At 41.6% G+C, this 26,062-nt stretch carries 24 protein-coding genes and 1 pseudogene; 18 read left to right on the forward strand and 7 right to left on the reverse strand.

The features are described 5' to 3' along the window. The first annotated feature begins 15 nt into the window (after window positions 1–15). The 4 genes from MHI52_RS16335 to MHI52_RS16350 all read left to right on the forward strand — a co-directional run bounded on the left by MHI52_RS16335 (window position 16) and on the right by MHI52_RS16350 (window position 5,117). Window positions 16–1,101 (forward strand): L-dopachrome tautomerase-related protein, encoded by a 1,086-nt coding sequence (locus tag MHI52_RS16335; RefSeq protein ID WP_179087922.1) that lies wholly within the window; start codon window positions 16–18, stop codon window positions 1,099–1,101. Window positions 1,102–1,447: 346 nt separating this feature from the next. Further along, a complete protein-coding gene (locus MHI52_RS16340) occupies window positions 1,448–2,908 on the forward strand; it encodes a spore germination protein (protein ID WP_076253193.1) in 1,461 nt (486 codons plus the stop codon). Next, entirely contained in the window at window positions 2,905–4,020 is a 1,116-nt protein-coding gene (locus MHI52_RS16345) for a GerAB/ArcD/ProY family transporter (protein WP_076253194.1), read from the forward strand. Before MHI52_RS16340 ends, MHI52_RS16345 begins: the two co-directional genes overlap by 4 nt. A 2-nt stretch (window positions 4,021–4,022) precedes the next feature. Further along, window positions 4,023–5,117, forward strand: a complete 1,095-nt coding sequence (locus tag MHI52_RS16350; RefSeq protein ID WP_076253195.1) for a Ger(x)C family spore germination C-terminal domain-containing protein — start codon at window positions 4,023–4,025, stop codon at window positions 5,115–5,117. A gap of 118 nt (window positions 5,118–5,235) precedes the next feature. Here MHI52_RS16350 and MHI52_RS16355 read toward each other — a convergent pair whose 3' ends face one another. Continuing rightward, the gene (locus MHI52_RS16355) at window positions 5,236–5,577 is read right to left on the reverse strand and encodes a nuclear transport factor 2 family protein (protein WP_036615388.1); all 342 of its coding nucleotides are present in this window, start codon (window positions 5,575–5,577) and stop codon (window positions 5,236–5,238) included. A 28-nt stretch (window positions 5,578–5,605) separates the two neighbouring features. Then, a complete protein-coding gene (locus MHI52_RS16360) occupies window positions 5,606–6,400 on the reverse strand; it encodes an SDR family oxidoreductase (protein WP_036615385.1) in 795 nt (264 codons plus the stop codon). Window positions 6,401–6,576: 176 nt separating this feature from the next. Here MHI52_RS16360 and MHI52_RS16365 point away from each other — a divergent pair, with 176 nt between their 5' ends. The 4 genes from MHI52_RS16365 (at window position 6,577) to MHI52_RS16380 (ending at window position 13,757) form a co-directional block, all read left to right on the forward strand. Beyond that, window positions 6,577–7,458, forward strand: coding sequence for a LysR family transcriptional regulator (locus tag MHI52_RS16365; RefSeq protein ID WP_076253196.1), 882 nt, complete (start codon window positions 6,577–6,579; stop codon window positions 7,456–7,458). A 228-nt stretch (window positions 7,459–7,686) separates the two neighbouring features. After that, window positions 7,687–7,836 (forward strand): hypothetical protein, encoded by a 150-nt coding sequence (locus tag MHI52_RS16370; RefSeq protein ID WP_164783315.1) that lies wholly within the window; start codon window positions 7,687–7,689, stop codon window positions 7,834–7,836. A 397-nt stretch (window positions 7,837–8,233) separates the two neighbouring features. Then, on the forward strand, window positions 8,234–9,826 hold the full coding sequence (locus MHI52_RS16375; RefSeq protein ID WP_076253197.1) for a glycoside hydrolase family 32 protein: 1,593 nt from the start codon (window positions 8,234–8,236) through the stop codon (window positions 9,824–9,826). A 127-nt stretch (window positions 9,827–9,953) separates the two neighbouring features. Further along, the gene (locus MHI52_RS16380; RefSeq protein ID WP_076253198.1) at window positions 9,954–13,757 is read left to right on the forward strand and encodes a GH32 C-terminal domain-containing protein; all 3,804 of its coding nucleotides are present in this window, start codon (window positions 9,954–9,956) and stop codon (window positions 13,755–13,757) included. 122 nt (window positions 13,758–13,879) lie between these two features. Here the strand turns inward: MHI52_RS16380 and arr are convergent, their stop codons facing one another. Beyond that, window positions 13,880–14,296, reverse strand: coding sequence for an NAD(+)--rifampin ADP-ribosyltransferase (gene arr, locus MHI52_RS16385; RefSeq protein WP_047843187.1), 417 nt, complete (start codon window positions 14,294–14,296; stop codon window positions 13,880–13,882). Between the two features lie 385 nt (window positions 14,297–14,681). On the opposite strand from arr, the gene MHI52_RS16390 reads away from it, so the two are divergent. The 4 genes from MHI52_RS16390 (at window position 14,682) to MHI52_RS16405 (ending at window position 16,594) form a co-directional block, all read left to right on the forward strand. Next, window positions 14,682–15,164 (forward strand): MarR family transcriptional regulator, encoded by a 483-nt coding sequence (locus tag MHI52_RS16390; RefSeq protein ID WP_017688279.1) that lies wholly within the window; start codon window positions 14,682–14,684, stop codon window positions 15,162–15,164. Between the two features lie 20 nt (window positions 15,165–15,184). Beyond that, window positions 15,185–15,760: a nitroreductase gene (locus MHI52_RS16395; protein WP_076253199.1), complete on the forward strand. Its 576-nt coding sequence runs from the start codon at window positions 15,185–15,187 to the stop codon at window positions 15,758–15,760. A 17-nt stretch (window positions 15,761–15,777) separates the two neighbouring features. Then, window positions 15,778–16,263, forward strand: coding sequence for a nitroreductase family protein (locus tag MHI52_RS16400; protein ID WP_076253200.1), 486 nt, complete (start codon window positions 15,778–15,780; stop codon window positions 16,261–16,263). Between the two features lie 184 nt (window positions 16,264–16,447). Next, on the forward strand, window positions 16,448–16,594 hold the full coding sequence (locus MHI52_RS16405; protein ID WP_179087923.1) for a hypothetical protein: 147 nt from the start codon (window positions 16,448–16,450) through the stop codon (window positions 16,592–16,594). Window positions 16,595–17,098: 504 nt separating this feature from the next. Here the strand turns inward: MHI52_RS16405 and MHI52_RS16410 are convergent. Next, window positions 17,099–18,043 (reverse strand): D-isomer specific 2-hydroxyacid dehydrogenase family protein, encoded by a 945-nt coding sequence (locus tag MHI52_RS16410; RefSeq protein ID WP_076253201.1) that lies wholly within the window; start codon window positions 18,041–18,043, stop codon window positions 17,099–17,101. Between the two features lie 177 nt (window positions 18,044–18,220). Between MHI52_RS16410 and MHI52_RS16415 the strand changes: the two are divergent. After that, a pseudogene (locus MHI52_RS16415) lies at window positions 18,221–18,523 on the forward strand (MFS transporter); the annotation flags it as partial. Between the two features lie 52 nt (window positions 18,524–18,575). Here the strand turns inward: MHI52_RS16415 and MHI52_RS16420 are convergent. The 3 genes from MHI52_RS16420 to MHI52_RS16430 form a co-directional block, all read right to left on the reverse strand. Further along, window positions 18,576–20,132 (reverse strand): BCCT family transporter, encoded by a 1,557-nt coding sequence (locus MHI52_RS16420; RefSeq protein WP_036671491.1) that lies wholly within the window; start codon window positions 20,130–20,132, stop codon window positions 18,576–18,578. A 261-nt stretch (window positions 20,133–20,393) separates the two neighbouring features. Continuing rightward, on the reverse strand, window positions 20,394–20,819 hold the full coding sequence (locus MHI52_RS16425) for a MarR family winged helix-turn-helix transcriptional regulator (protein WP_036671493.1): 426 nt from the start codon (window positions 20,817–20,819) through the stop codon (window positions 20,394–20,396). A gap of 132 nt (window positions 20,820–20,951) precedes the next feature. Beyond that, window positions 20,952–21,590, reverse strand: coding sequence for a nitroreductase family protein (locus MHI52_RS16430; RefSeq protein WP_036615355.1), 639 nt, complete (start codon window positions 21,588–21,590; stop codon window positions 20,952–20,954). Between the two features lie 287 nt (window positions 21,591–21,877). Between MHI52_RS16430 and MHI52_RS16435 the strand changes: the two genes are divergently transcribed. The 5 genes from MHI52_RS16435 (at window position 21,878) to MHI52_RS16455 (ending at window position 26,024) form a co-directional block, all read left to right on the forward strand. Further along, window positions 21,878–22,813, forward strand: coding sequence for an NADP-dependent oxidoreductase (locus MHI52_RS16435; RefSeq protein WP_047843194.1), 936 nt, complete (start codon window positions 21,878–21,880; stop codon window positions 22,811–22,813). 423 nt (window positions 22,814–23,236) lie between these two features. Continuing rightward, window positions 23,237–23,362 carry a hypothetical protein gene (locus MHI52_RS16440; protein WP_257467838.1) on the forward strand — a complete coding sequence of 42 codons (126 nt, stop codon included), beginning with the start codon at window positions 23,237–23,239 and terminating at the stop codon, window positions 23,360–23,362. Continuing rightward, window positions 23,355–23,888, forward strand: coding sequence for a DUF1572 family protein (locus MHI52_RS16445; RefSeq protein WP_101313845.1), 534 nt, complete (start codon window positions 23,355–23,357; stop codon window positions 23,886–23,888). Before MHI52_RS16440 ends, MHI52_RS16445 begins: the two co-directional genes overlap by 8 nt. A 133-nt stretch (window positions 23,889–24,021) precedes the next feature. After that, a complete protein-coding gene (locus MHI52_RS16450) occupies window positions 24,022–24,261 on the forward strand; it encodes a sensor histidine kinase KdpD (protein WP_257467845.1) in 240 nt (79 codons plus the stop codon). A 179-nt stretch (window positions 24,262–24,440) separates the two neighbouring features. Beyond that, the gene (locus tag MHI52_RS16455) at window positions 24,441–26,024 is read left to right on the forward strand and encodes a beta strand repeat-containing protein (RefSeq protein ID WP_405157317.1); all 1,584 of its coding nucleotides are present in this window, start codon (window positions 24,441–24,443) and stop codon (window positions 26,022–26,024) included. Window positions 26,025–26,062 lie beyond the last annotated feature (38 nt).

Raw genomic sequence — 26,062 nt, forward strand, 5'->3', positions numbered from 1 at the left:
GACATCATACAGCCTATGTTACCTATGGAAGAATATTTTGGTAAGTTAGAACTCGTTCATTCCTTTTACGGGGCTATGCCTACAGGCGTTAGTGTATCCGAGACCGGGCGTACCTTTATTTGCTTTCCAAAATGGGGAGATGACGTTAGATTTACGGTAGCGGAAATTGTTGATGGTCAGATGCAACCTTATCCTAATGAAGAAACGAATTTGATCAACCCATTGAATATCGTTATGTCCTTCATCAGTGTCCAAAGTGTTGTTGCAGATGGAAGGGGAACCCTGTGGGTACTTGACACGGCTGCACCAAACTTTTCAGAGCCTATTAAAGGCGGCGCAAAATTAGTCGCGGTAGATTTAGAAACAAATACAATTAGAAAAGTATATACATTTGCAGATGATGTAGTCTTGCCGACAACGTATCTAAATGATGTCCGATTTGACTTTCGTGTAGGAAAAGCAGGTTTCGCATATATAACGGATTCTTCTTCCAATGGTCCAGGCGCTATTATCGTCGTAAATTTAGAAAACGGAAATGCGTATAGACGGTTGCATGGAGCAAGCTCGACCTCACCCGATCCATATTTTGTGCCAAAAGTGGAAGGTAAAATTTTGATGAATCGAAACGCGGATGGTTCGACATCTCCGTTTCGATTGGCCTCTGATGGTATAGCCATTTCCCCTGATGGAAAAATGTTATTCTATTGTCCATTAACCAGTCGCCAGCTATACTCGATCTCAACAGAATCGTTAAGAGACAGAACGATACCGGATTTTAAGTTAAGTGATCTTGTGCAGTATTGGGGAGAGAAGGGCGCATCTGATGGGATGATCACGGACGCTAAAGGAAACGTTTATGCTGGAGATTATGAAAACGATAGTATTCGAAAGATATTGCCGAATGGAATCATGGAAACCATCGCCCATGATCCCCGAATTTTATGGCCAGATACGTTTTCTATTGGTCCGGATCAATACTTATATGTGATTGTGAACCAATTACATAGGCAGGCGAGATTTCATTATGGAAGAGACCTGCGACAAAAACCGTACATTTTACTACGTTTGAAAATTGATGAATTACCTGCTCCTACCTTTTGATATACATCCCACTTTTCAAAGCAGATTTTAATAGCAGATTATTCAGTTCATTTTGCGGGACCGTAGGCCCTTTATCTAAGGGCAATATAGTAATTCTAATGAACTTAAGATAGGGACAGGTATCAGTTGATGCCTGTCTTTTTGTTTTTTGTCGCCCAAGAGGAAAGCCGGAGACAGATACAAAGGGTAGGGTACCATAATACACTCATTCGATTAAGATTAATCTGGTAGCATGTTGTTCCCGATATTGCTGTTAAACTACAAATTGCCGGTCGTATGATTTTTCGATTACAGGACAAGATATTAACCTTATCACCATTTTATTACTTTGATAAAGGAGACGACCATGGTTGAAAAACACGAGCCTCAAATGAAAAATCATCAAAAGTCTACATGGCTTGATGATTTAAAACAGATATTAAACCATATGGAAGATGCCGAAATCATTGAGCACAAAATAGGTACGAGTGCTTCAGTCCATCTTTTATTTATAAAAACGTTAATAGATCAAGAGCGTTTAAACGAGGCGATTATTCAGCCACTTCATCAATCAGGCGGAAATTCGCTTTCTTCATGCATAATCAATTCTGATGTTTCAGAAGTTATATCGATCGAAGATGCTGGGCAAAAAATAATGCAAGGATATATTCTTCTATACGATTCAGTCAACGATCAATGGCTAGGCATACAGTTGGAAAATCCTCTTGGCCGGGCAATTGAACCTTCCCAAACGGAAACGGTTATATATGGAGCGAAAGATAGCTTCAGCGAACAAATCGATAATAACATTACAATGTTGCGCAGACGTTTGCCTATAACGACATTAAAAACGGAAAGCTTCACTATAGGATCACTGAGTAAAACAAAAGTTGTGTTAATGTACATAGACGGAATAATTAATCCGGAATTTGTTTCCCTTGCAAGAGAGAAAATTGAAAGTGTGGATTTCGATCAGTTTTTAGACTCCGCACAGCTTGCAGCTTTTATTGAAGATCATAACCATACGGTCTTTCCCCAGTTTCTACAAACGGATCGGCCGGATGCCTGCGCCTTCGCCTTAGGTGAGGGTAAGCTGACTTTATTAGTCTCCAATTCACCGTTTGCTTTAATTTGTCCCATTACATTATTCCATCTATTCCAATCGCCAGAAGACTACTTCCTTCGTTGGCCGGTAGCCAGTTTTTTACGTTTAATGAGGTATGGAAGTTTTATTATTTCTTTGACGATGATTCCTTTTTATGTTGCGTTAACGACATTTCATTACCAAATGGTTCCGCTGCCGATTCTCTTCGTATTATTGGAATCGAGAAGCAAATTGCCCTTTACTCCGTTTGTGGAAGGAATTTTCATGATCGTAACGCTGGAAATCATCAAAGAAGCAAGTTTGCGAATGCCGACCAAAACCAGTCAAACTCTAGGGGTTATCGGTGGTATTGTCATTGGACAAGCGGCTGTAGAGGCAGGCTTTGCAAGTAAAGTATTAATTGTTTTGATGGGTATATCCGCTATTGCTTTCTTTTTAGTTCCCAATTATCAAATGACAAAATCCATGGTTCTGTTGCAATTGCTTCTTCTTATCCTTGCATCGTTTCTTGGGCTGCCAGGAATCGTGGTCGGGATAATCGGCATTCTTGCGCATCTCCATGCATTAACGTCATTAGGTCAACCTTATTTAGCGCCGCTTTCACCTTTTTATGGGAAGGATTGGATTGACCTCTTTATTCGCGGGCCTTTGATTTGGATGAAAACGCGTCCGCATAATCTAAAACCACTACAGAAATGGCGACAGGAGAAGATGAAGAAATGAAGACTTTATCCCTATTCAATCAAACTTCCACCCTTGGCGGCATCCATTTCCTTTTATTAGTTAATCGAACGCAAATGCATTATTTTATTTTAATCATGCCGGTTTATTTGGTTCATTCCTATATGGTTTGGGGAATTGTCGCCTTGGGGCTACTGTCCCAACTTAATTTGATGATGCTATCCAAATGGTTTACTTCCAGTTATGCATCGAAAGGCTATCAAGGATTTGTACAGCTTTTTGGGAAACGGGCGGTTCAAGTTTTCGCAATACTTGGTTTTGTAATAATACTGTTAAAAATTTCAATCATCACACTGGGTTACGTTGAAATGCTCCATAATTTTATATATCCATCAATGAATAAAAAGTGGCTGATCCTAGTTATTCTTTCGATCAGTTTATTTGTGGCTTCACATGGCATGGAAAAAACATTGCGTTTTGTCGTTATCGCCTTTCTTTGCGGGGCGTGGATCTTAATCATGTTTATTCCCTTTTTCTTTCCAACGATTGCAAATTACCGCGATTTGTATCCTCTAATCCCCACCGAATGGTCAGGACATTCATGGCAGGGCTTGTTGTTTATTTGGTCGGCATTTTCCGGTCCAGTATATTTGGCCTTTATGGTTCCATGGTTAAGCTCCAATAAAAAAATATCAAAATATCTTGTCATTGGAAACATGCTGACGATTATGGAATATTCATTATTGTTCATTGCTTCGGTATTGTTTTACGGTTCAAACTTTTTAAGCAAGATCAACTTTCCGGTAGTATATATGGGAAGTTACATTCAAATGAGTGGTTTAGAACGAATCGATTACATCCTTATCTCTTTCCATATGTTTAATTATGTATTTGACATTTCAATTCTTTTGTTGTGTTTATATGGAGCTGGAAGAGTCTTTATGAAGAAAATGAACAAAAGCACAACTCGGATCGGATTATTGTCGAGTTGGTTTGTCATTTTGATAAGTATTATCATAATGGATCAATGGTTATGGCAAACGGTTCCGGGTCAAAAGATGTTACTGAACATTCAAATCTGGCTTGGTGCATTCATTTATTTACTTGTTCCTACGATCCTTTTCACTATGGTTAAACGAAAGGAGAGTGTGTAGGCATGATACCATACAAGCATTATGGTTTATTGGCGATTGTAAGCCTTATGTGGATGACCGGTTGCTCTTCTCCATATGCCGAGAACAATATGATCGAAGAGATCGCTCCGGTAGTTTTCTGGTCGGTTGACAAGGGAACGGAGGGAAAGTTTAAAATCAGCACTTTAGTACCACCACTCATCAAAGAAAAAAAACGATTTCTCTCCAAGGAAGTTGATCTGTTAAAGCAGGGAGGCAAGGAGTTTAATTTAATTTATTATCGGGAATTAAAACAGGGGCAGCTGCGAATGTTATTAATCAATGAGGAACTGGCCAAAAAAGAAGGCATTGAAAAGCTGATCAATACGATATTGGTTGATCCCGATATTTCAATGCGTGTCTATTTATTGATTGTCAGAGGAGATTTTGATGAATACATAAAAAATCAATTGACGAAGCAAGAAAACCAAGATTATTTTCTTTATCGGATGTTAAAGCATTACGAGGAACATAACCAAGGTGAAATGAGCATTGTCAATATTCATCAATTCATGAAGATGTTATATTCCCCTCTTAAGGATCCGATCCTGCCGGTATTTCATGCGGATAAGAACAATTTCAATTACGTAGGAACGGCCTTCTTCCGAAATGATAAAGAAGTAATGGTTACTCAAGACGTAAGTGATGAAATTTTTCAACTTCTGGATAACGATCATTTCTTAAAAGTCTTGGCCATTCCAAAGTTATCTATCAGTTTAGGACGTGTTCGATCCAATATTCGCATGAATCTATCGAGTGATTATTCATCCTTGTCTTTACGTGTGGGATTGAAAGGAAGAATTGAGGAATACCAGGGAGAAAAGAATATTCAAAGCGAGGAACAATTGGAACATTTAATTCATGAGATTGAGGTATACCTTGAGGAACAAACATCAGAATTATTAAAAAGTATGCAACGGTTGAAAGTGGATCCCTTAGAGGTCGGAACACATTCACTTAAGCCGTTTTCTAAAGAACTAACGGAAGAGCAATGGTTAAAATATTGGGACAATATGAAAATTAATGTTGACTTCGATATCAAAATACAGCCTTTGATTAATGTTGAACGGCTGTCGTGATTTAAAAGATGCCCCCTACATGATCAAATACATCATTGTGGGGGCATCTTTTTGTTCAAATCATGTACAAAGAGAGCTTATTACTGCAGCCCGTGGCGGACAAGCCATTTGGATATCTTTAGAAAATGGAAAGTCTAATGATCTTATCGTCAACAATAACAAAATGATAATCCAATAATAGCGGATCGGGTAGACCCGTCTTATCGTAGGTACCATCCAGCTTGCATGTTAACACAATTTCATCACCTATTTTTTTGGCTTTTGTTGGCTCTAACGTTACATTCGCCGCGAAATGGTTTTGATCACTCCATTTCCGAATCGCCTGTTTGCCATTTCGCTTTTTTCCTTCATCCATCACAACGGCATTTTCTGAAAAACAATCTACAAATACTACTGGGTCTGGCTTGTTAGATGCAGTAATGTATTTGGCAATTACAGACGGTAAATGATTGAGATCCATATTGTTCTCTCCCTTTATTAATTAATTATTAGACGGTAGGGATAGTTCCCCCATCTATGACATATTCACTACCTGTAATAGATGCTGCTCGGTCTGAGACCAGAAATGCGACCAGCTCAGCGACTTCTTCAGGAAATCCTGGCCGACCAATTGGAATACCTCCGAGTGAAGTCATAAGTTGTTCAAGGGCACTTTCTCGACTTCCGGTTTCAGTTGCGATCCGATCAATTAATGCGTCAGCTGCTTCTGTCTGAATAAACCCAGGAGACAACGTATTTATGCGAATTCCTTGTGGGGAAAATTCATTTGATAATCCCTTGCTATAATTAGCCAGCGCGGCTTTGGCAGACGCATAAGCCAATGTAGTTTCATATAAAGGCAAACGTCTCTGGATGGAAGTGAAATGAAGAATAACGCCTGAATTATTTTCTAACATAAGTGGAATTAAGCCACGATCAAGTCGAACTGCTGCGAGTAAATTCCAATTTAATGTATGAAGCCAATCCTCATCACTCAATGCAAGTGCGCCTCCTGGTGGTGTCGTTGATCCACCTACGCAATGGACGATAATATCGATACCTCCAAGTTGCTCTTTTACTGCTGTAATTATTTGCTCTACACCTTCAGGTGTGGCGACATCTGCTTGCACAAATTTGACCGAATTTGGCAAGTCAGCAGATAGGGAACGGGCAGTAGTAAGAACTGTAGCTCCGCCGTTTGCAAGTCTTTTCACAACTGCTTGCCCCATTCCCTTTGTTCCTCCGGTTACAAGCACCCTTTTACCTTTAAATTCTGATACAGAGAACTCAAATTCTTTATGCATAACTATTCCTCCTAGTGATGGTATTCGATGATTAATTTGAAATTGCTCTGTCTCTAAACCTTAATGTGTTGTTCGAGAGGAGCTAGAACTAATACTACACTTGCTACTTTCATAACGTCCAATTTATTATAATAATAGAAATGATGAATATTATTAATATATGGAGGGTTGTTTTAATGGAACTTACACAATTGGAATACTTTATGACCGTTGCACAGCTTGAACATATGACCTTAGCCTCCAAAAAACTCGGTATTACTCAGCCAGCGTTAAGTCATGCAATTGCCAAGCTTGAAAACGAGATAGGAGCTCCTTTATTTGAGCGAAATGGACGAAATATTAAGCTGAACCGAAACGGTACTATGTTCTCTAAATGGATTGGTAGAGCCCTACATAATATTGAAAATGGTCTAAGAGAAATCGAAGAGTGGTCCAATCCGGATACTGGTGTGATTACGTTGTCTTATCTAAATATTCTCGGTGTTGAATTGATCCCTAGCCTAATTCGAAGTTATCAATTGAAGTATCCCAAAGTTCGGTTCGAATTGACACAAGGGAACTTAGGAGATATTGATGAACATCTGGAGCAAGGATTCTCGGATATTATGATTACATCGAGGGAATCTACTTTGAATAATCATCACTGGAAGACGATTAAAAATGTTCCTTTATACATTGTTGTTCCCTCCCAACATCGTTATGCAGCTTGTAGCGCTCTTAGTTTGGCAGAGCTGTCTGGCGAGCCATTTATTGGATTGAAAAACAATTGTGGATTAAAAGCAACGATCATATCCCGGTTCCGACATACCGGATTTTTTCTTGCTTCGGCTTATGAAGCGGAGGACCTGATCACTGTAGCCGGTTTTATAAAGTCGGGTCTAGGTGTATCAGTACTACCTAAGACGTTGGGGTTGATGTTAGATGAATTGGTCTGGATCCCTATTATTGATGAAGGATGGTACTGGGAAATAGGATTAAAGTGGAGAGATGATCATAATATTTCCCCAGCAGCGAAAAGGTTTATTGAATATGTGGATACTTTACATCAAGGAGAATGACCGTCAAATTTTTTAGTTTTGAAAAGAAATTCTGAGAAAACAATCATACTTTATTGTATTTGAACACAAGGAAAAAATCCTTTTACAATCATTGGCAGTACGTTATAATACAATCACCAGGTAGATTGCCCAACAAAAAAGTGAAATATTGTAATATCTAGTCACACCCGGCTCATCATAGTTCTTTGAGCCGCATAACACAACATAATAGATATCGGAGGAATGGTTATGGTCAAGAAGAAAATTTCCACAGCCCTCAGCGCAGCTTTAATTGTTTCTATGCTGGCTACTGGCCTAATAGTCACTATCCAAGGTAACACAACGTTAGAGGTAGCGAAGTCAGCAGGGGATAAAAAGGTTGAAGTTGTTAAAGCATAAGCGAGCCGTTAATTTATTTAGAACATGTTAAGAGACAAGAGCATATTCCTATTGAAGTCGCTATTTTAGCGGCTTTTTTTGTTTTATCGGTAATATTAGGTTTAATACTAACGATATTTTGCTGAACAAGTAAAGAGAAGTTTAGATACAACCTTTTTTTACATTTGTAAACCAATGGGTTTGAAATAATAAAGAAATGATTAGATTAACTTAACTAAAAAATTGTTATTTTCTATAATCAGCCATAAATTGTGCAAATGTAAACCAAAACATATATATACATAAAAAATAATGTTCATTTATACAAAAATACTTTGACAAATGAAAACAGGTGGCTTATTTTGTTAATAAGGAATGCATATTACTTCTTTGAGATTTTAAATAGCCTTAAGGGAGCGTGAATAAAATTAAAAAAGTACATCTATCAGGTGAAAATAATATCAGCAAAGGTCCAGAAAACTTTATTTATAAAAATGAATATAGACCGCAAATACATTATTCCCCTAAGGAAAATTGGATTAACGATCCTAACGGAATGGTTTATTACGAAGGAGAATATCACCTTTTCTACCAATATACTCCCCATGATACGCAGCCTGACTTCGGCAGAATGCATTGGGGGCATGCAGTAAGTAATGATTTAGTACATTGGGATGAACTTCCACCAGCCATCTCGCCCGGGGTAGATGGAGCGATCTTTTCGGGAAGTGCGGTAGTCGATAAGAACAATACAAGCGGATTCTTCAACGAAGCAGGATCAGGATTGGTTGCAATTTATACTAATAATGATAACAGCACTCAACCCGGTAAACCGCAGGTTCAAAGCATCGCTTACAGCAAGGACAAAGGTAGAACCTGGACAAAATATGAAGGTAACCCTGTTTTATTCCCCACGGAGACGCTAGACTTTCGAGACCCAAAGGTATTCTGGCATGAAGAATCTTCAAACTGGATAATGGTTCTTGCTGTTAGCGACCGTGTAGAATTTTACACATCTTCGAATCTTAAGGATTGGTCTTATGCAAGCGGTTTCGGTTCTGATATTCCGGGCATCCATCGTGGAATTTTTGAATGTCCTGATGTTTTTAAACTCCAAGTGGATGAGGACCCTAATACCACTAAATGGATTCTGACACTAAGTGTCGGAGATAGAAATGGCGTAAATCCAAACGATTCAGAACCACCCGCAGGCGGTTCTGGCATGATGTATTTTATAGGTCACTTTGATGGTAAGGCTTTTACACTAGATGAAACATTGGAATCATTCGATACAATCCAATGGATAGATTACGGATCTGACTTTTACGCGGCCGTGACCTGGGACGGTATCCCGAATGAGGATGGGCGAAAGATTTGGGTCGGCTGGATGAATAATTGGCGTTATGCTTCCACTCTTCCTTCTAAAGAATGGCGTGGTCATATGTCCATCCCACGTGAGATTCAGCTCAGGACGTATTCGGAAGGACTTCGCTTAATTCAAGCACCCATAACTGAGTTAAATCAACTCAGAAAATCAATTCTGTCTCTACAAGACATTACGATTAAACCAGATATGAACGTTTTGTCTGCTGTTTCTGCTGCAAAGATGGAAATTATTGCGGAATTCGAAATCGGTAATGCAATAGAATTTGGGTTCAAGGTGCGAAAGTCTTCCTCTTCCAACCAGGAGACAGTCATCGGATATAATGTCTTGGATGAGGAGTTGGTTGTCGATCGAACGAAGTCAAACGCTGTTGATTTCCATCCCGATTTTGCTGCAAAACACAAGGCCCCCATGAAGCCAGAGCATAAACGGATACAGTTGAGCATCTATGTTGATTGGTCAAGTGTAGAGATCTTTGGCAACAATGGGACAACTATCATTTCAGACACGATTTTCCCCGACTTGGGAAGTAGAGGGCTGGAACTCTATGCCATTGGCGGAGAACTAAAGGTCGTGTCGCTTCAAATCAATGATCTCGTAAGCATTTGGGAAAATCAGAGTGTTTAGAATTTAGTAATGGCTTGATTCCCCTTAATGGTTACTGCGCGGTTTTGGGCAACCAAACTGAACTGGTTGTCCAAAACCAATTAAATTTGAACCAACTTCACAATATTATTAGAAAAGAGGGTATGGAATGAAAGATAAATCTAAATTCGCAATATGTCTTCTGATGGCAACGGGATTAACTCTGACTTCAAACGGTATTTTTACATCTAAATCAATTGCGGCTAGTGCTGTACTTGCTGATCAGGAAACAAATAAACAGGCAAAGGAGGAGCTTGATATTTTTGAAAGCGCATCCAAATCGAATACCAATCTGATAGGCTGGCAAGTGAAAGGAAAAGGTGGATTAGAGGATACTTCAGAAGGAATCTTGCTGACTTCACAGCCTAAAGAAAATGTAATGGCCATCTCAGAGACAGTGTCCGATGATTTTATCTATGAAGCTGATGTCATGATCAGGGATACGAAGGCGGATGCAACATTGTTGTTTCGATCTAATGAGGATGGATTTAGCTCGTACATGCTACAAATCGTTCCGGAAGCAGGTCTGATTCGGTTAAGAGATGCAAAAAATGGAGATGGGAAATTAAAGGAGGAGCGTAAAGTTTCTGTTGAAATGGGGCAAATCTATCATCTCAAAGTGAAGGCAGTGGGTTCCTCGCTAAAAGTATATTGGGGCAATCAATATAAACCATTAATTGATGTTCAGGACATTTCGTATCAAAGCGGACAGCTTGGACTCCATGTATGGGATGGATCCGCCTTGTTTTCGAACATCGTGGTGAGCGATCTGAAAGGTAATTTGGGGACGGTGATTTCTAACAAGGGAAAATGGCAGCCTGATATCAACGGCAAAAGAGGGACGGTAGAACAGGGGAGTATAGCACAGCAAATCTATAACAAAGAGGCGACTGATATGGTTTATGAAGGGAACATTACCCTTCGTCCTGATTCTATTGCAGCTCTCGCATTTCGATCTTCAACCGATGGAGCTGAAGGATATGAAGCTACTCTTACGAAGGAAGGAGATCAGGTCCGTGTAAGTTTGACGAATACAAAAGGAACAGTAATTGCCAGTTCGCAACGTACTTATCCGAGTCAGATGGGAGCCAAACATCATGTGGAAATCAAGGCAAAAGGAGATCGAATTCAGGTCTTCCTGGACGGATACACTACGGCCGCGATTGACGTGAAAGATTCAACCTACAGGAGTGGAAGTACCGGAATCGTCGTAAAAAAGGGGACGGCTTACTTCCAGGATACTTATGTGACGGAACTGAGCCAATATTACAATGAGATATATCGTCCACAATATCATTACACGCCAATACGTGGTTCAGCGAGTGATCCGAATGGACTTGTCTACTTCGAAGGAGAATATCATCTCTTCCATCAGGATGGAGGAACATGGGCGCATGCGGTAAGTAAAGATATGCTGAACTGGAAACGGCTTCCGATTGCACTTCCCTGGAATGATCACGGACATGTCTGGTCTGGGTCGGCTGTTGCGGATATGACAAATGCATCTGGTTTATTCGGAGATTCAGGAGGCAAGGGCCTTATTGCATATTATACTTCCTTTAATCCAGATAGCCCGAATGGGAACCAGCGTATAGGTCTGGCTTACAGTAAAGACCAAGGTCGTACTTGGGAGTATTCGAAGGAACGCCCGATTGTGATCGAGAACCCGGGTAAGAGCGGAAATGAAGCTGGGAATTGGGATTTCCGCGATCCGAAAGTGATCCGTGATGATGAGAATAACCGCTGGGTTATGGTTGTGTCCGGAGGAGATCATATTCGTTTCTACACGTCAGCGAATTTACTTGACTGGACATTGACAGATAATTGGGGATATGGGGATTACGTACGCGGAGGCGTATGGGAATGCCCGGTTTTGTTCCAACTTCCGGTAGACGGAACGTCACAGAAGAAGTGGGTTATGATGATCAGTACAGGAGCGAATCCCAAAACAGGTGGATCAGATGCCGAGTATTTTATCGGTCATTTAACAGCTGATGGTAAATTCGTGAACGATAATCCGGCGGGTAAGGTGTTAAGAACAGATTTTGGTAAAGAATTTTACGCTTCGATGTCTTTCGCTAACATGCCTGATCATCGCACAGTGATGATGGCGTGGATGACGAATTGGGACTATCCGTTCGCTTTCCCAACGTCCAATTGGAAAGGTGAACTAACCATTCCGAGAGAAGTATCATTGGTAACAACCAAAGATGGAATTCGGATGGTGCAAAGTCCAATCGAAGAATTGGAATCACTGCGTAAACCTTTGTATTCTGCTTCTAACAAGTCGGTGAGTCCTTCTTCCGGGAATCTGTTAAAAGGTATTATTTCAGGTGCTTACGAAATTGAAGCTGAAATTGAAATCCCTAAAACCAGCACAGTGACCGAGTTTGGCTTTAACATTCGTGAAGGTGCAAATCAGAAGACGGTCGTGGGTTATAAGGCAAGTGATAGTCGTATGTTTGTGGACCGAACTGCATCCGGTGAAACGGATTTTTCTAATCTTTTCAGTAAGAAACATGAAGCGCCTACGCAAATGGAGAATAATCGGATCAAGATGCGTATTCTTGTGGATGAATCTTCTGTTGAAGCCTTTGGTAACAACGGCAAAGTCGTCTTTTCAGATGTAATATTTCCGGATCCTGCTAGTAGAGCGATGAGTTTTTACGTGAAAGGTGGGAATGTGAACGTTGTTTCCTTGAAAGTGCATCAGCTTCAATCTGTCTGGAATGAGGACATTCCTTCAAAAGCTCAAATAAAGATGGATACGAGCGTTCGGGAACTGGGGGTAGGCGAGTCGGATACACTGGAGGCGATGGTCGAGTACGGACCAGGTCTAGGCGTTCAACCGCTTAAGTGGAATTCCAGTAATAACGAAGTAATAACCATAGATTTGGTAGACAATTCACATGCAGTTATTAAGGCAAAAAAAGAAGGGGAATCCACAGTCACTGTATCTACTCCGAATGGTAAAGCTTCCAGTAGTGTGCTCGTTAAAGTCTCAGGTGGCGAGTTCCGGACAAACCTGAGTGGATGGACTAAAGATCTGTCTGCTGCTTCATGGTTAGTTAGTGAATATGGGATTCGTGGTAAATATTTTAGCGATGCGAATTATATTGCCAAAGAGAAGGCTGGGAATTTTACGTATGAAGCAGACATGTTGCTCGGTGAAACAGGAGGGGCAGGTTCTATTTTGTTCAGGGCTAGCGAAGATGGTCGCAGTGGTTATTATCTGAATCTAGACCCTAACATGAAGGCCATTCGTCTGTTCTATAAAATCAATGGAGGATTTGAAGAACGTCAGGTTCTTGCAAAAGTACCAACGTTCATTCAGCCAAATCATACGTATAAGGTGAAAATAGAAGCGAATGGTCCGCATATTGTCGTTCACGTGGACAGTCAAAAAGTGATAGATATCATGGATGGTACTTTTGCAGAAGGCCACTTTGGACTGAATGTATTTGGCGGCTCCGCATCTTATCAGAACGTCAATGTGAGCAACGGTGAACCTGCAAACATCACCAAGTCCAGTCTTATAAATGCCGCAACACAGAAATCCATTTATACCGTGAACCTTGTCAACGGGGAGCCGGTTACCTTGCATGATGCAAGTGCAGCTTCCATCCAGAAGTGGGTATTTGTTCCGACAGGTGACGAAGCAGGTTCGTATTCAATTCGTACTACGGCCGGTCAGACACTTGATCTGGATATAGGGCAAAACAAACTTCAGCTGTATCATTACTTAGGGTACAACAACCAGCGTTGGGTCCTTCACGAGAACAAAGACGGATCCGTTCATATTACTTCAGCTCATCATCAAAAAGCATTAGAAGTATCGGAAGATGGGACCGAACTCTTCCTAAGTGAACTGAATCCATCACTTGATCGACAAAAGTGGATATTAACGAAATAATAAATTTATTCCATGATGGCGTATCTCATAGATATTCCAATAAAGAAATGTCGTGGGACGGGAACATGTTCAATTCAAGTCGCTATTATAGCGGCTTTTTTCTTTTAACGAAACGAGAGGGATCAATCATATATTATATTTTTTCCTTCTTCACTTAGTTTTCTCAAAGATGTAATCATGTGATTAATCTCTTCTTCAGAGTGTCTTTCCCATGAAGCTAATTCAGCTATTATTTTAAGTGGCGATTTAGATCGATATGAACGTGTTGGGTTTCCAGGAAACTTTTTATCAGTTACGTTTGGATCACTTTCAAAATCTCCTAAAGGTTCTACAATGTAGATTCTTTCTTTTGCATTAGATCTTGCCAATTCAGCACCCCATTTGGCAGCATTTAATGTTGCAGTAAAGTATATATGGTTAGAATTTTTTTCTTGGTAATTTGATAAGAACTGTGGTTCTAATAAATCACCAATTTGCAGTTCTGCTTTTGTACCATGAAAAAAAGGACCTTGGTCTATGATCACTTTTTTGTCATCCATAATGATCCACCTCTTTTTTAGTTTTGTATTTAGCAGTATAGTGTAGGAATTTCAAAAAAAACAGTCTATAAAAACATAAAAAATAACGGTATAATTTAAGTAGAGAGAACGATACTGAGTCCAATAACCCAAGTTTAAGAAAGCAGCCGATCAGCGTGATCGGCTGTTTTTGTTTAACTAACGAGCAGGTTAAAAGATAATCCGTTCAAGGCAGGTCTCTGTCCTGGATTATAGAGTAATGTTGTAATGTCAGAGAATATAGTTGATAAGCATTATCATTCATGATATATTGTTAACCAATAAACTAAATATAAGAATTTATTTAGAATAACTCTATTTTTAAAAGAATATTTTTGTTTACAAGTAAATAAGGAGCGATCAAAGAATGATCTCAAAAGATCGAACAAAACAGTTGCTTTATGACCAATTTATCCGTTTTTTACATGTGTATGAGAACCACAAGGATACAGAAATCGAGCATTTCCTAAGTATCGCCCAGCGTGAAAGCATCGAGAAAATCCCTCAGCATTTGACCGCGGTTCATATGATAGATTGCATAGGCAAGCATGAGCCAATTAACAACACGGGTATTGCCGAGGCAATGAATTTGTCCAAAGCAAGTATCACCAAAATTGGCAACAAACTGCTCGAGGAAGGATTCGTCAAACGTACGAAAATGAACGACAACAAAAAGGAGAGCTATTTCCGGTTGTCACCGCAAGGCAAAAAGATCTTTGAACTGCATGAACGTCTGCATATACATGAGGCTGAGCGCTTCTATCGTACTCTCGACAAATATTCGGAAACGGAGCTAAAAGTAATCCATCAATTTCTTCAAGACAGCAGTATAAATATTGAATCCAGATAGAACAAAGGAGAGTGAAGCATATGAGTCTGGCGGAATTGATCAGGGAGCGCAGGAGTATTCGTAAATGTAACTCTACGCCGGTGGACCAGGAGTTGGTTGTTGAACTACTGCGTAAGGCTATACGGCTTCAACCATTTGTTGAGTCTGGCTCATGGCGTGTAGTATATGCCGGAACTCCAGAAGCACGCAAACGGTTGGTGGACTGCATGCTGGAACAGATGTCACAAAGCAAGCTCGGCAAGTTGATTCCAGGGAAACTTCTGGATGTTTTTAAAAAGAGATTTACCGATATTCCTGCCCACGTCATTGTTATGTCGACTGTAGGACCGAATCGTCTGACCAATGACCGCAATTATGCGGCTGCCTGCGGGGTGATGCAGAGCTTCCAACTGCTGGGCTGGGAACGAGGGTTAGGAATGTTGTGGGATACAGAGTCCATGATTCAGCATGAAGGGTTCTTCAATGGAATTGGCTTACGTGAGGATGAAAGATTTGTTGGTATTCTTCATATAGGGTATTACGACAAAGCGCCAAGAAGTCGGAAAAGAACACCAGCCGAGCAGAAGTGGACCGTATTGCGAGGACAGTTTACATAGAAGAGGAGGATATGAAAATGAAATTGTCAGATTTGGAAGGAGACATGGACGGTCCGAGTGCGTTTTTGGATCAACCGGTATCGCAGGATCTAATCCTTGAGTTGCTCAATCATGCCGTATGGGCGCCAAATGATGGCCTCCGAGAGCCGTGGCGATTTATCTTTGCTGATAACCGGTATGGGGACATCATGCAGGGATTACAGGAGCCTGCCCCTGCATATCTTCTGGTGTTGGTGAAGGAAGAGGCGGATCAATATAAGCGGGAAGAGGACTTTGCAGCTGTCTGCTGCCTAATTCAGAATTTCCGCTTGCTGGCTCATGAGCAAAGTCTGGGTGTGCGCTGTACCTTGCATGACTGGATGTACGACCCGAGCCGTACTGAAATGTTTGGTGTACTAAGTAACGAGCGCATTGCTGCGGTTCTGGAATTGGGATACGGTGCAAATCAGTGGAAAGGAAATACGAAGTTACCTGAGACTCAACTTCATTTTGAACTGCTGTAAGGTGGGAACGATGGGATGAGACTCCAAATGGAAAAAATTGTTTTACAATCATTGTCAGTACGTTATACTACAATCATTAGGTGAATTACTCAATAAAAAAGTGAAATATTGTAATTTATTAGTCACCCACGGCTCGTCATCGTCTTGAGCCACTTATTACATAATAAATATAGGAGGTATGATTATGGTCAAGAAGAAAATGTCCACAGCACTCAGTGCAGCTTTAATCGTTTCTATGCTGGCTACTGGCGTGATAGTCGCTATTCAGGGTACAACAACGTTAGAAGTAGCGAAGTCAGCAGGGGATAAAAAGGTTGAAGTCATTAAATAAAGCATACGTGAGACCTGCTAGAAAGTTAAAAGAACCTCATCTCGGTTAACCCGGCTGAGGTTTTTTTCTGTATCATTAGGCATTGAAAAAATGCAGACCTAAGTCCGTGAACGCTTGACCACCATTTACCTTGACGCAAAGTCCAATCTAATGTATACGGAACTGGAAATGACCAACCAGGAAAAACGGCAATCCAAGCAGTCACAATTAGTTACTTACTACAAAACACCAGATAACGAGTATTAACAGCTCAACATTACGAGAGGTGAGGGAACGCTTAACGCAGGGAAAGATATTAACACTTGGTACCGATTTAACCGTTGGCAATAAAAGATCATACTTCATGAACTTGAATACCAACTTAAGCAAAATCATAAATAGTGGGACAGTTCGAATCAATCTGTATATTGGACCTCTGTCAAGAAAGTGGACACTTACGCTACGGATCTTGCGGTAAATTGCTGTGCAAAACGGGCAGGGGAAAGGTACCCCTACACCAAAACATCATAATTGATTGAGCTTGCTTTCAGGCTCCTCACCATTTTCTACACGTCTTATATTCTTTATAAAGAACTCATATCTTGTTTTATGAAATTTCCGACCATCAGGCATTCCTGCTGTATGGGGAGTAAGTATCACATTACCCAGATTCCGGAGCTCGCTGTCAATCGGAAGCGGTTCAGATTCAAACACATCCAGGCATGCGCCTGAAATATCCCCGTTTTTTAATGCATCAATCAAGTCTCTTTCGTTGACAATGCCTCCGCGGGCTGTATTGATAAAAAGAGTGGTATTTTTCATTTTTTTGAATGCCGCTTTGTTGATCAGCTGTTTGGTTTGCTCATTCAAGGGTACATGTACACTGACTATGTCCGATGTACTTACAAGAGTATCGAAATCCGTCATTTTCACAAAACCATCAGATTGTACAATGGCATTTCTCGCATACGCCAGCACATTCATGTCAAAAACCCTGGAAAACGCAGCTACTTTTTTTCCAATAGCACCCAAACCGATAATCCCAATCGTTTTGCCCTTTAATTCACTCCCTGTATAGTCCAATTGATTTTCATCCATCTTGTTTTTCATGAAAGTATCAAGAAACGGTATGTTTTTATAATAAGACAATATCAGTGCCATGACGTGCTCGGCCACTGCCTGTGCATTCACTCCTCCAGCATTGGCCACCCAAATGCCGCGCTGTGTACAGGCAGGGACATCCACATTATCAAATCCTGCACCTGTCTGTACCAATTTTAATTTTTTTGCGTTAGAAAGCAGACTGTGATCCACTTTAATATGTTCAGGAATGATTACTTGGCAATCTTCAATATGATGCAGCATTTCTTTTCCGGGCGGAACAATTACAACGTTCCAGTCTTGCGGAAAACACCTTGCAATATTTGATTTTGAGGTCTCGCTAAAATAGCCAACGATGAGAATTTTCATTGCTAAACCACCTTTCATAAGCTATACCATTCTTCAAATAAAATCGTTGATGCTCGTCATTTTATCCTTTTAATACAATTTTATCAATAAAATCTCATCACGTTCTATTGAACGGGAATGGAAAAGAATCTAGATAAACAATATACTAGCTATATAGTTTTTTTTGTTGAGGTGAATAGTTCTAATGTCATTCTGTTGTGGATCGTCATACTCGGAATTGGTGGAGGTTTCGCCTTTAGTTTGGCCATGATGTTTTTCGGGTTGCGTACTGAAAATGCGCATCAAGCAGCGGAACTATCTGGCATGGCCCAATCGATCGGATATCTTCTTGCCGCAATCGGTCCAGCCCTTATAGGATATCTGCACGATGCAACAAATAGTTGGAACCTGCCACTTTTCATTCTTCTTGGGGCTTCGGTGTTACTCTTTGTAGTTGGTATAGGAGCAGCAAGTAATCAAAAAATCAATACCATGAAATAATAAAAAGCCCGCAATGACGCGGGCTTTTGTTAGTTTTAACATCAAGTATACATTACCTGCCGGAAATTTCATTCAACGAGATTTCTTGTTCCTCCAGCAGTCGTTTCAGCTTTTGGCGCTGCCGTTTTTCCTTCTGACGGCGCTCTTTGTCCTCAGCCTTTAGAGCCTTGAGCAGGGAGAAACACATACCGATAAGGACAATAGCGAACGGCAATGCGGTTACAATGGATGCCGTCTGGAGGCCAGTTAACCCCCCGCTGATTAGCAGTACTACCGCGATGGAGGACTGCATAATTCCCCAGGTTAATTTCACTCTTGTACTTGGGTCCAGTTTGCCATCTGAAGTGAGCATGCCCAGTACAAAGGTAGCTGAATCAGCCGACGTAATAAAGAAGATCATGATCAGCATTGTGGCGATGAATGCCACGATCGTGCCCAAAGGCAGCTGCTCCAGCATAAGGAATAAAGCGGTTGTCGTATCTTCCTTGACAGCCTCCGCCAGATGAGCGGCATTGAACAATTCCATGTGAAGTCCTGTTCCGCCAAAGACGGAGAACCAGATAAATCCGAAAAGACTTGGAATAACCATGACGTAAATTACAAATTCCTTTATGGTTCTTCCTCTGGATACCCTTGCGATAAAAGTGCCGACAAAAGGAGCCCACGAGATCCACCATGCCCAGTAAAATAACGTCCATGCTCCAATCCAGGTTTCTCTTGAGAACGGCGTCAGTCTCAAACTCATGTTAATAATATTCTGCATGTAACTGCCCAAGGTTGTTGTGAATGTGTCAAATATAAAAGAAGTCGGTCCAGTCACCAATACAAACAACATCAATAACAAAGCTATAACGAGGTTGACGTTGCTCAGAATCTTAATACCTTTATCCAGACCGGAGGTTGCCGAGATTAAAAACAGTACGGTTACAACGATGATAATGACAACCTGAGACAGAGTCGAGTTAGGAATACCGAATAAGTGATTCAGACCCCCGCCGATCTGAAGAGCACCCAATCCAAGCGAGGTCGCAACACCAAAGATGGTGGATATGACCGCCAGAATATCAATAACCTTACCAAGCCAGCCAGCAGCAAGACGCTCACCGATCAGAGGAATAAAGGTGGAACTGATCAGCCCTTTGTATCCTTTCCGGAACTGGAAGTAAGCAAGTGCTAAGCCGATGACGGTATAGATAGCCCAAGGATGCAGCCCCCAGTGGAAAAAGGAATAACGCATTGAAAGTATGGCTGCTTGCGTTGTTTCGGGTACCGCCCCCTCAGGTGCAGATAAATAGTGGGACAGCGGTTCAGCAACTCCCCAGAAAACCAGCCCAATGCCCATACCTGCGCTAAACAGCATGGACAGCCAGGAAACCGTAGAATACTCCGGCTCATCATCGTCATCCCCAAGCCTAATACCGCCAAATCGGCTGAACGCCAGATAAAAAGCAAAGATCAGGAAGAACAGTGTCGCTAGCAAATAAAACCAGCCAAAATTCTGAATAGAGAAGTTGTAGGCAACATTAGCCACATCCGCTAGCTGATCAGGAGCGACGGCTCCCCATATTGCAAACAGTGCAACGATGATAATTGTGATTGTAAATACCATGATGAGACCTCCATTATGTAAGCTTCAGCCAACTGTTTCCTTAGTATGTGCTAGTCTAACTTGTAATATTTCGAAAAGCTAGCTGTTGATAAATTAAAACAAACCGCCATGTAATGAAACACTCAGCGGTTTGTTTTGATCTTGCCTGAATAATATATGGCCTATAATCTCTTGTTAATCTGAGATATTGTATCATCTCATCTAACTAGTTTTATTCATTTATGAAAAGAAATCTGAAGAAGGCTGACTGTCATTGTAAATTTACAGATCCTTCAGATTAAATTGCATGCGTGTAAGCATGTCGGTCATCATTGCAACTTCTTCTTCACTGAAATCCAGTATCATCTGATGAAGAAACTGGTTTCGATCCTGCTTGAAATTGGCGATATGCGTTAGCCCTTGTTCTGTTAACCGGACGAAGGTTTCCCGATGATCGTCAGGGTTTCTTCTTCGTGACACCAAACCGTCTGCTTCCAGTTGCTTCAAATGGCGTGTAACAGCAGCACTGTCAATATGAATGGCCTTCTGCAAATGGCTTTGTGTAACTTCTTCATGAAGATAGAGATGATACAGCAGAACGTATCGTGAGGAACTGATCCCCGTACAACGTTCAAATTTAGGTTTCAACTGATTGCTTATATTTTTAAGTAATATTAATAAGGTTTCTTGTTCCAGCGAACAATTCATGTTTGCCCCTCCTTGAATGGTGCAGAATGTCTTGAAAAGTTTCATGTAACAAGGGCAGATTGCTTCCAAGACATTCAGCAACTAAAGGCAACTATATCACAATGTGGAGAATACTCGCACTATCGCTTTGAATCATGCCCAAAACGTGGTCTCTTCGGCTGGCATACGGTAGGAGGTGTATCCCTCGCTTGCAGCTTTTCCAATTGTCAGTAGCATGACTGGTACATAGCGTTCTTTATCCAAGCCAAACACTTCAGCAATTTGATCTTTTTCATAACCACCGACTGGATTGGTGTCATACCCATGTGCACGGGCAACCAGCATCAATTGCATGGAAACCAGACCGGCGTCAAGCATAATGACATCGTTCATTTCAGCATCGGACATGTTGTTATAGATCGGTTTGAATGCCTTCAACTGAAAGTCCTTAACATCTTGTGGCATTAAGCCATGCTCAACAGCTTTTCCATAGATGTTTTCTGCATAATCGAAGTTGTTTTTGTCCGCAAACACGGCAATGACAGCAGAAGCTTGAGCGACTTTTTCTTTGTTAAAGCGAGACAGTGGGACGAGTTTTTCTTTTCCCTCTGGAGTATCCACCACAAGGAAGCGCCAAGGCTGCATGTTGATGGAGGAAGGGGCAGTGCTAGCTTCATTGATGATTTGAGTCATTTCTTCCCTGCTGATTTTTACGGATGAATCGTATGTCTTAATGGAGCGGCGTCCATAAATAATTTCGTTAAAATCGTTTGTTTGTTGGTATGGTTTCATAATAGTTACTCTCCCTTTATATTTTGTTGAGCTATCAATGTTTGACTAGTCAATTGTTGATAAGTCAAATATAAACGAAAACTAAGTCCATCTCAATAGTTTTTTTTATGTAAAATCATAACAATAAAAGCAACATTTCCAACGATTCTAACTTAACTTTTGCATAATTTTATCCTGGTTGTTTAAAAATGAGTAAGGGTAATATGCATGAACCCCAGTGACTAGATACAAATAAATAATCGGGAATAACATGTAAAAGGATATTAGCTTAGAGGAGTGATACAAAAATGAAAGCAGTTGTGATTAATCAATATGGAAGTAAAGAAGAGTTAGTTGAGCAGGAAGTGAATAAACCGAGGGCAGAAGCCAATCAAGTGGTTGTAAAATTAGAGGCTACATCCATTAATCCAATCGATTGGAAATTAAGAGAGGGTTACTTAAAAGAAATGTATGATTGGGAATTTCCTATTATCTTAGGCTGGGATGTAGCTGGGGTCATAACTGAAATTGGTTCAAACGTTACCAAATGGAAAGTTGGGGATCGAGTATTCAGTCGTCCTGATACAACACGTTTCGGTTCGTATGCTGAATATACAGCAGTTGATGAGCACCTTCTGGCAAAACTACCTGATTCAATCTCATATGAGGAGGCTGCGGCTGTACCTTTGGCTGGTTTAACAGCATGGCAGGTACTGTTTACTCATGGCGATCTAAAAGAAGGTGAAACTGTACTTATTCACGCTGGAGCTGGTGGTGTAGGTATGTATGCCATTCAATTAGCAAAACATGCCGGCGCTCATGTTATTACAACAGCAAGTGAAAAAAATCATGAACTTCTTTACTCGTTAGGTGCTGATCAGGTCATTGATTACAAAAAGGAAAACTTTGAAGAGATTCTAAAAGATATAGATTTAGTGTTTGACACGATGGGTGGAGAAGTAGCTGAGAATAGCTATAAGGTGCTTAAGCCAAATACCGGAAGACTAATTACCATTGTTGGTGAACCCAATCATGATACTGCTAAGTCTCACAATGTATTAGCAAAGGGGATTTGGCTACAGCCAGATGGTGATCAATTGCAGAGAATGGCAGAGCTGATGGAAGAGAACAAGATAAAGTCAATTGTAGGGGCAACATTCCCGTTTAGTAGACAGGGGATTTATGATGCACATGCTTTGAGTGAAACTCACCACGCTGTAGGTAAGATTGTCATTACATTTTAAAAAAGAAGACTGGGAAAAACCGCTAAACATTAAAATTGGCATCTGTCGAGGGACAAAAACATATTCCTATTAAGTCGCTATCTTAGCGGCTTTTTTATATTATCAGTACAAGTTCGTGTCCCGAGCCAAGGACAAGAACTTGTACTGATTGTGATTTAAAAGATTTATGTAAGCAAACTTTGCGTCTCTTTAATAAAAGCGGCGATAGCAGGAGAGATCGCTTCCAAGGAGGGGACTGCTAATCCTATGACACGGTTAATGGAACGGGTAACGGTTTTACCAGGATATTAGCTGGCACAGCCGGTAGTATCATCGAAGGCAATCGTATGGCTAACGCCCGATTGGCTGGTATTTTTCATTTTACACTCGAAGGGCAATTCATTATCATGGATTCAATAGAGCAGATGGAGGTGGGTCACGACGATGATAAATTTGCGAGTCGTTCATTTTATACTGACAGGTTTCTCCATTCAAGTTGGAGAATTCGCGCATGTAACCCTTGAAGATTATTTGCGCCTGACCGAGAATTGGGGGGATGTTCATGATTGAACTGATCAGACACGTTATGGAAGACATGAACAAGCAGCTTGACCGTATCGAGAAGAGTTTGAACTTGCTGAATGATGAACTCATTTGGATAAGAATAAAGGGCTCCATGAATAGCGTCGGTAATCTTTGTTTGCATTTGGCAGGTAACGAATATCAGAATTTCGTTAGCGCGATCGGCAACAGACCGTTCATCCGGACGCGAACCCGTGAATTCACGAAGGACGGGGGAATATCGAGAGAAAAGCTGATTCTTCTTCTTCGGGAAACCAGAAAGGAATCGGAAAATGTTGTAGCTGCGTTATCGAACGACGATTTGTCCCGAGAGGTTATCATTCGCTATGACCGTGAGGATTGGAACCGAATGCATCGAACGAATAGGTGTACTGAAGAAACCTACGATACAAGAGTAATCGGTCGTCTGCTTATCCAGGTATCGGCACACTACGGGTATCACGCAGGACAGATCGTTGTGCTTGCCAAGATGCTGCAAGATACGCAAGAACATGTCACGGGTCAGTACCATTGAGGAGGGCATAGATGGTCATGATCAGACTTGAACCGTTCAAACATCCCGATTCGACAAGAATGGTTCTAACGAACTGGAAGTCGAGAAAACGGAGGATAAGCTTCTGACGAAAGTCCACGCCAACGTGAATCCAATGCTGATGTCCCATGCGATCGCCAACCTTGTGGACAATGCCATCAAATATTCAGGCAGTCCATCGCTAATCGAATTGAAGTTGGAACATACGACAAGCGAGATAGTTATACGGATACGTGATCAAGGTATCGGCATCGAGGGCGATGAGCTGGAGAGAGTGCAGGAACGTTTTTACCGGGCGAAAAATGCAAGCACATCGAACGGTTCAGGTCGATGTAAAAGAACGAATACCCTTTAAAGTCGCTATTTTAGCGGCTTTTTTTGTTGTGAAGAAAAGGCACAAGTGCTTTCGTGGCACAGAGAAGTGGATGACCAAACCGTTGAAATTGTCGGTCTATAGGAGTGAGAGAAGGATTAGGATATAAGGAATGCAATTCTCACCTGTTCCTAAAACGTAAAGAAAGCGGGGTGAAATAAATGGCCATTTTATCAACTGGACCGATTGAGAATAATCCGGTCAGTGGTGTAAGACCAACACAACAGCTGACCATTAATATTGATAATAGAAATTTGGTTACGAATGCAATTGTTTTGATTCAGGGTTATTACCTAAACGGAACCAGAACGGAATATATACTCGAATTAATTAGCGTAAATCCAAATCAAGCCATAAAAAAAGATTATTTTGCAAACCTAGACGTATTTGAATTTGTCTTTACAACGAGTGGTTTAGCAGAACAACAAGTAGAAATTTCAGTTTGGGGAAAAAACTCCATGGGACAGCTCGTAACGCCTCACCGTATTGTATCTTCAGAATTGTTAGAAGACAATGGAGCCACGGGAATCACAGGCTCAACCGGCGCAACTGGGGCCACGGGCGTAACTGGAGCTACGGGGAACACAGGTTCAACCGGTGCGACTGGGGCAACGGGCGTAACTGGATTAACTGGAGCTACAGGGAATACAGGCCCCGATGGAGGTGCAACTGGAGCAACGGGCGTAACCGGAGCCTCAGGCATCTCAGGCGCAACCGGCGAGACAGGAGCCACGGGCGTAACCGGAGCCTCAGGCATCACGGGCGTAACCGGCGAGACTGGTGCAACGGGGGCAACCGGAGCCACAGGCATCACGGGTGCAACCGGGGAGACTGGTGCAACGGGGGTAACGGGAGCCACAGGTATCTCAGGCGCAACCGGCGAGACAGGGGCAACGGGGGCAACCGGCGTAACGGGAGCCACGGGCATCACTGGCGTAACCGGGGAAACAGGGGCAACGGGCGTAACCGGAGCCACGGGCATCACGGGCGCAACCGGGGAAACAGGGGCAACGGGCATCACTGGCGTAACCGGGGAAACAGGGGCAACGGGCGTAACCGGAACCACGGGCATCACGGGCGCAACCGGGGAAACAGGGGCAACGGGCGTAACCGGAGCCACAGGCATCACGGGCGTAACCGGGATCACAGGTGCTACTGGGGAAACTGGTGCAACCGGCGTAACGGGAGCCACGGGCATCACGGGCGCAACCGGGGAAACAGGGGCAACGGGCGTATCTGGGGCCACGGGGATCTCAGGTACGACTGGGCAAACAGGCACAAGTGGGGCAACAGGTGCAACGGGCTCAACTGGGGCCACAGGGAGCACAGGTGCAACCGGGGCAAATGCCACAATACAAAATGGATTATTTAATGTTAGCGTACCTTCTGTTGCAAATGCGACAGCTATTTCGTATACGACTGTATTTATTAATGGCACTAACATATTACACCCAACAAGTACTACCTTTGTACTGGCATCAGGGCACATTTATTTGGTTTCGTATACGTTTAGAGGAACGAGTTCTGTAATTGGGAACGTTACGGTTACACCAAGAATTAATCTCGTATTTCAAAGTCGGTTTTCAGGGAGAGCAGTTACAGGAACTTTAGATGCGAATGTAAGTGTATCGGGTACGTTTTTAGCTGATGCTACTTCAACTGCGCTTACAATCGATTTTCTTTATAATGGGTCAGCAACAGCTACATCTACAGATGGTTCTGTTTCAATTATTCAGGTTCAGTAACTGGGTGGAAAATGAGAGCATAAATTTTGTTAGTTTAA

Source organism: Paenibacillus sp. FSL H8-0283 (genome assembly GCF_045040675.1).
GTDB lineage: Bacteria > Bacillota > Bacilli > Paenibacillales > Paenibacillaceae > Paenibacillus > Paenibacillus amylolyticus.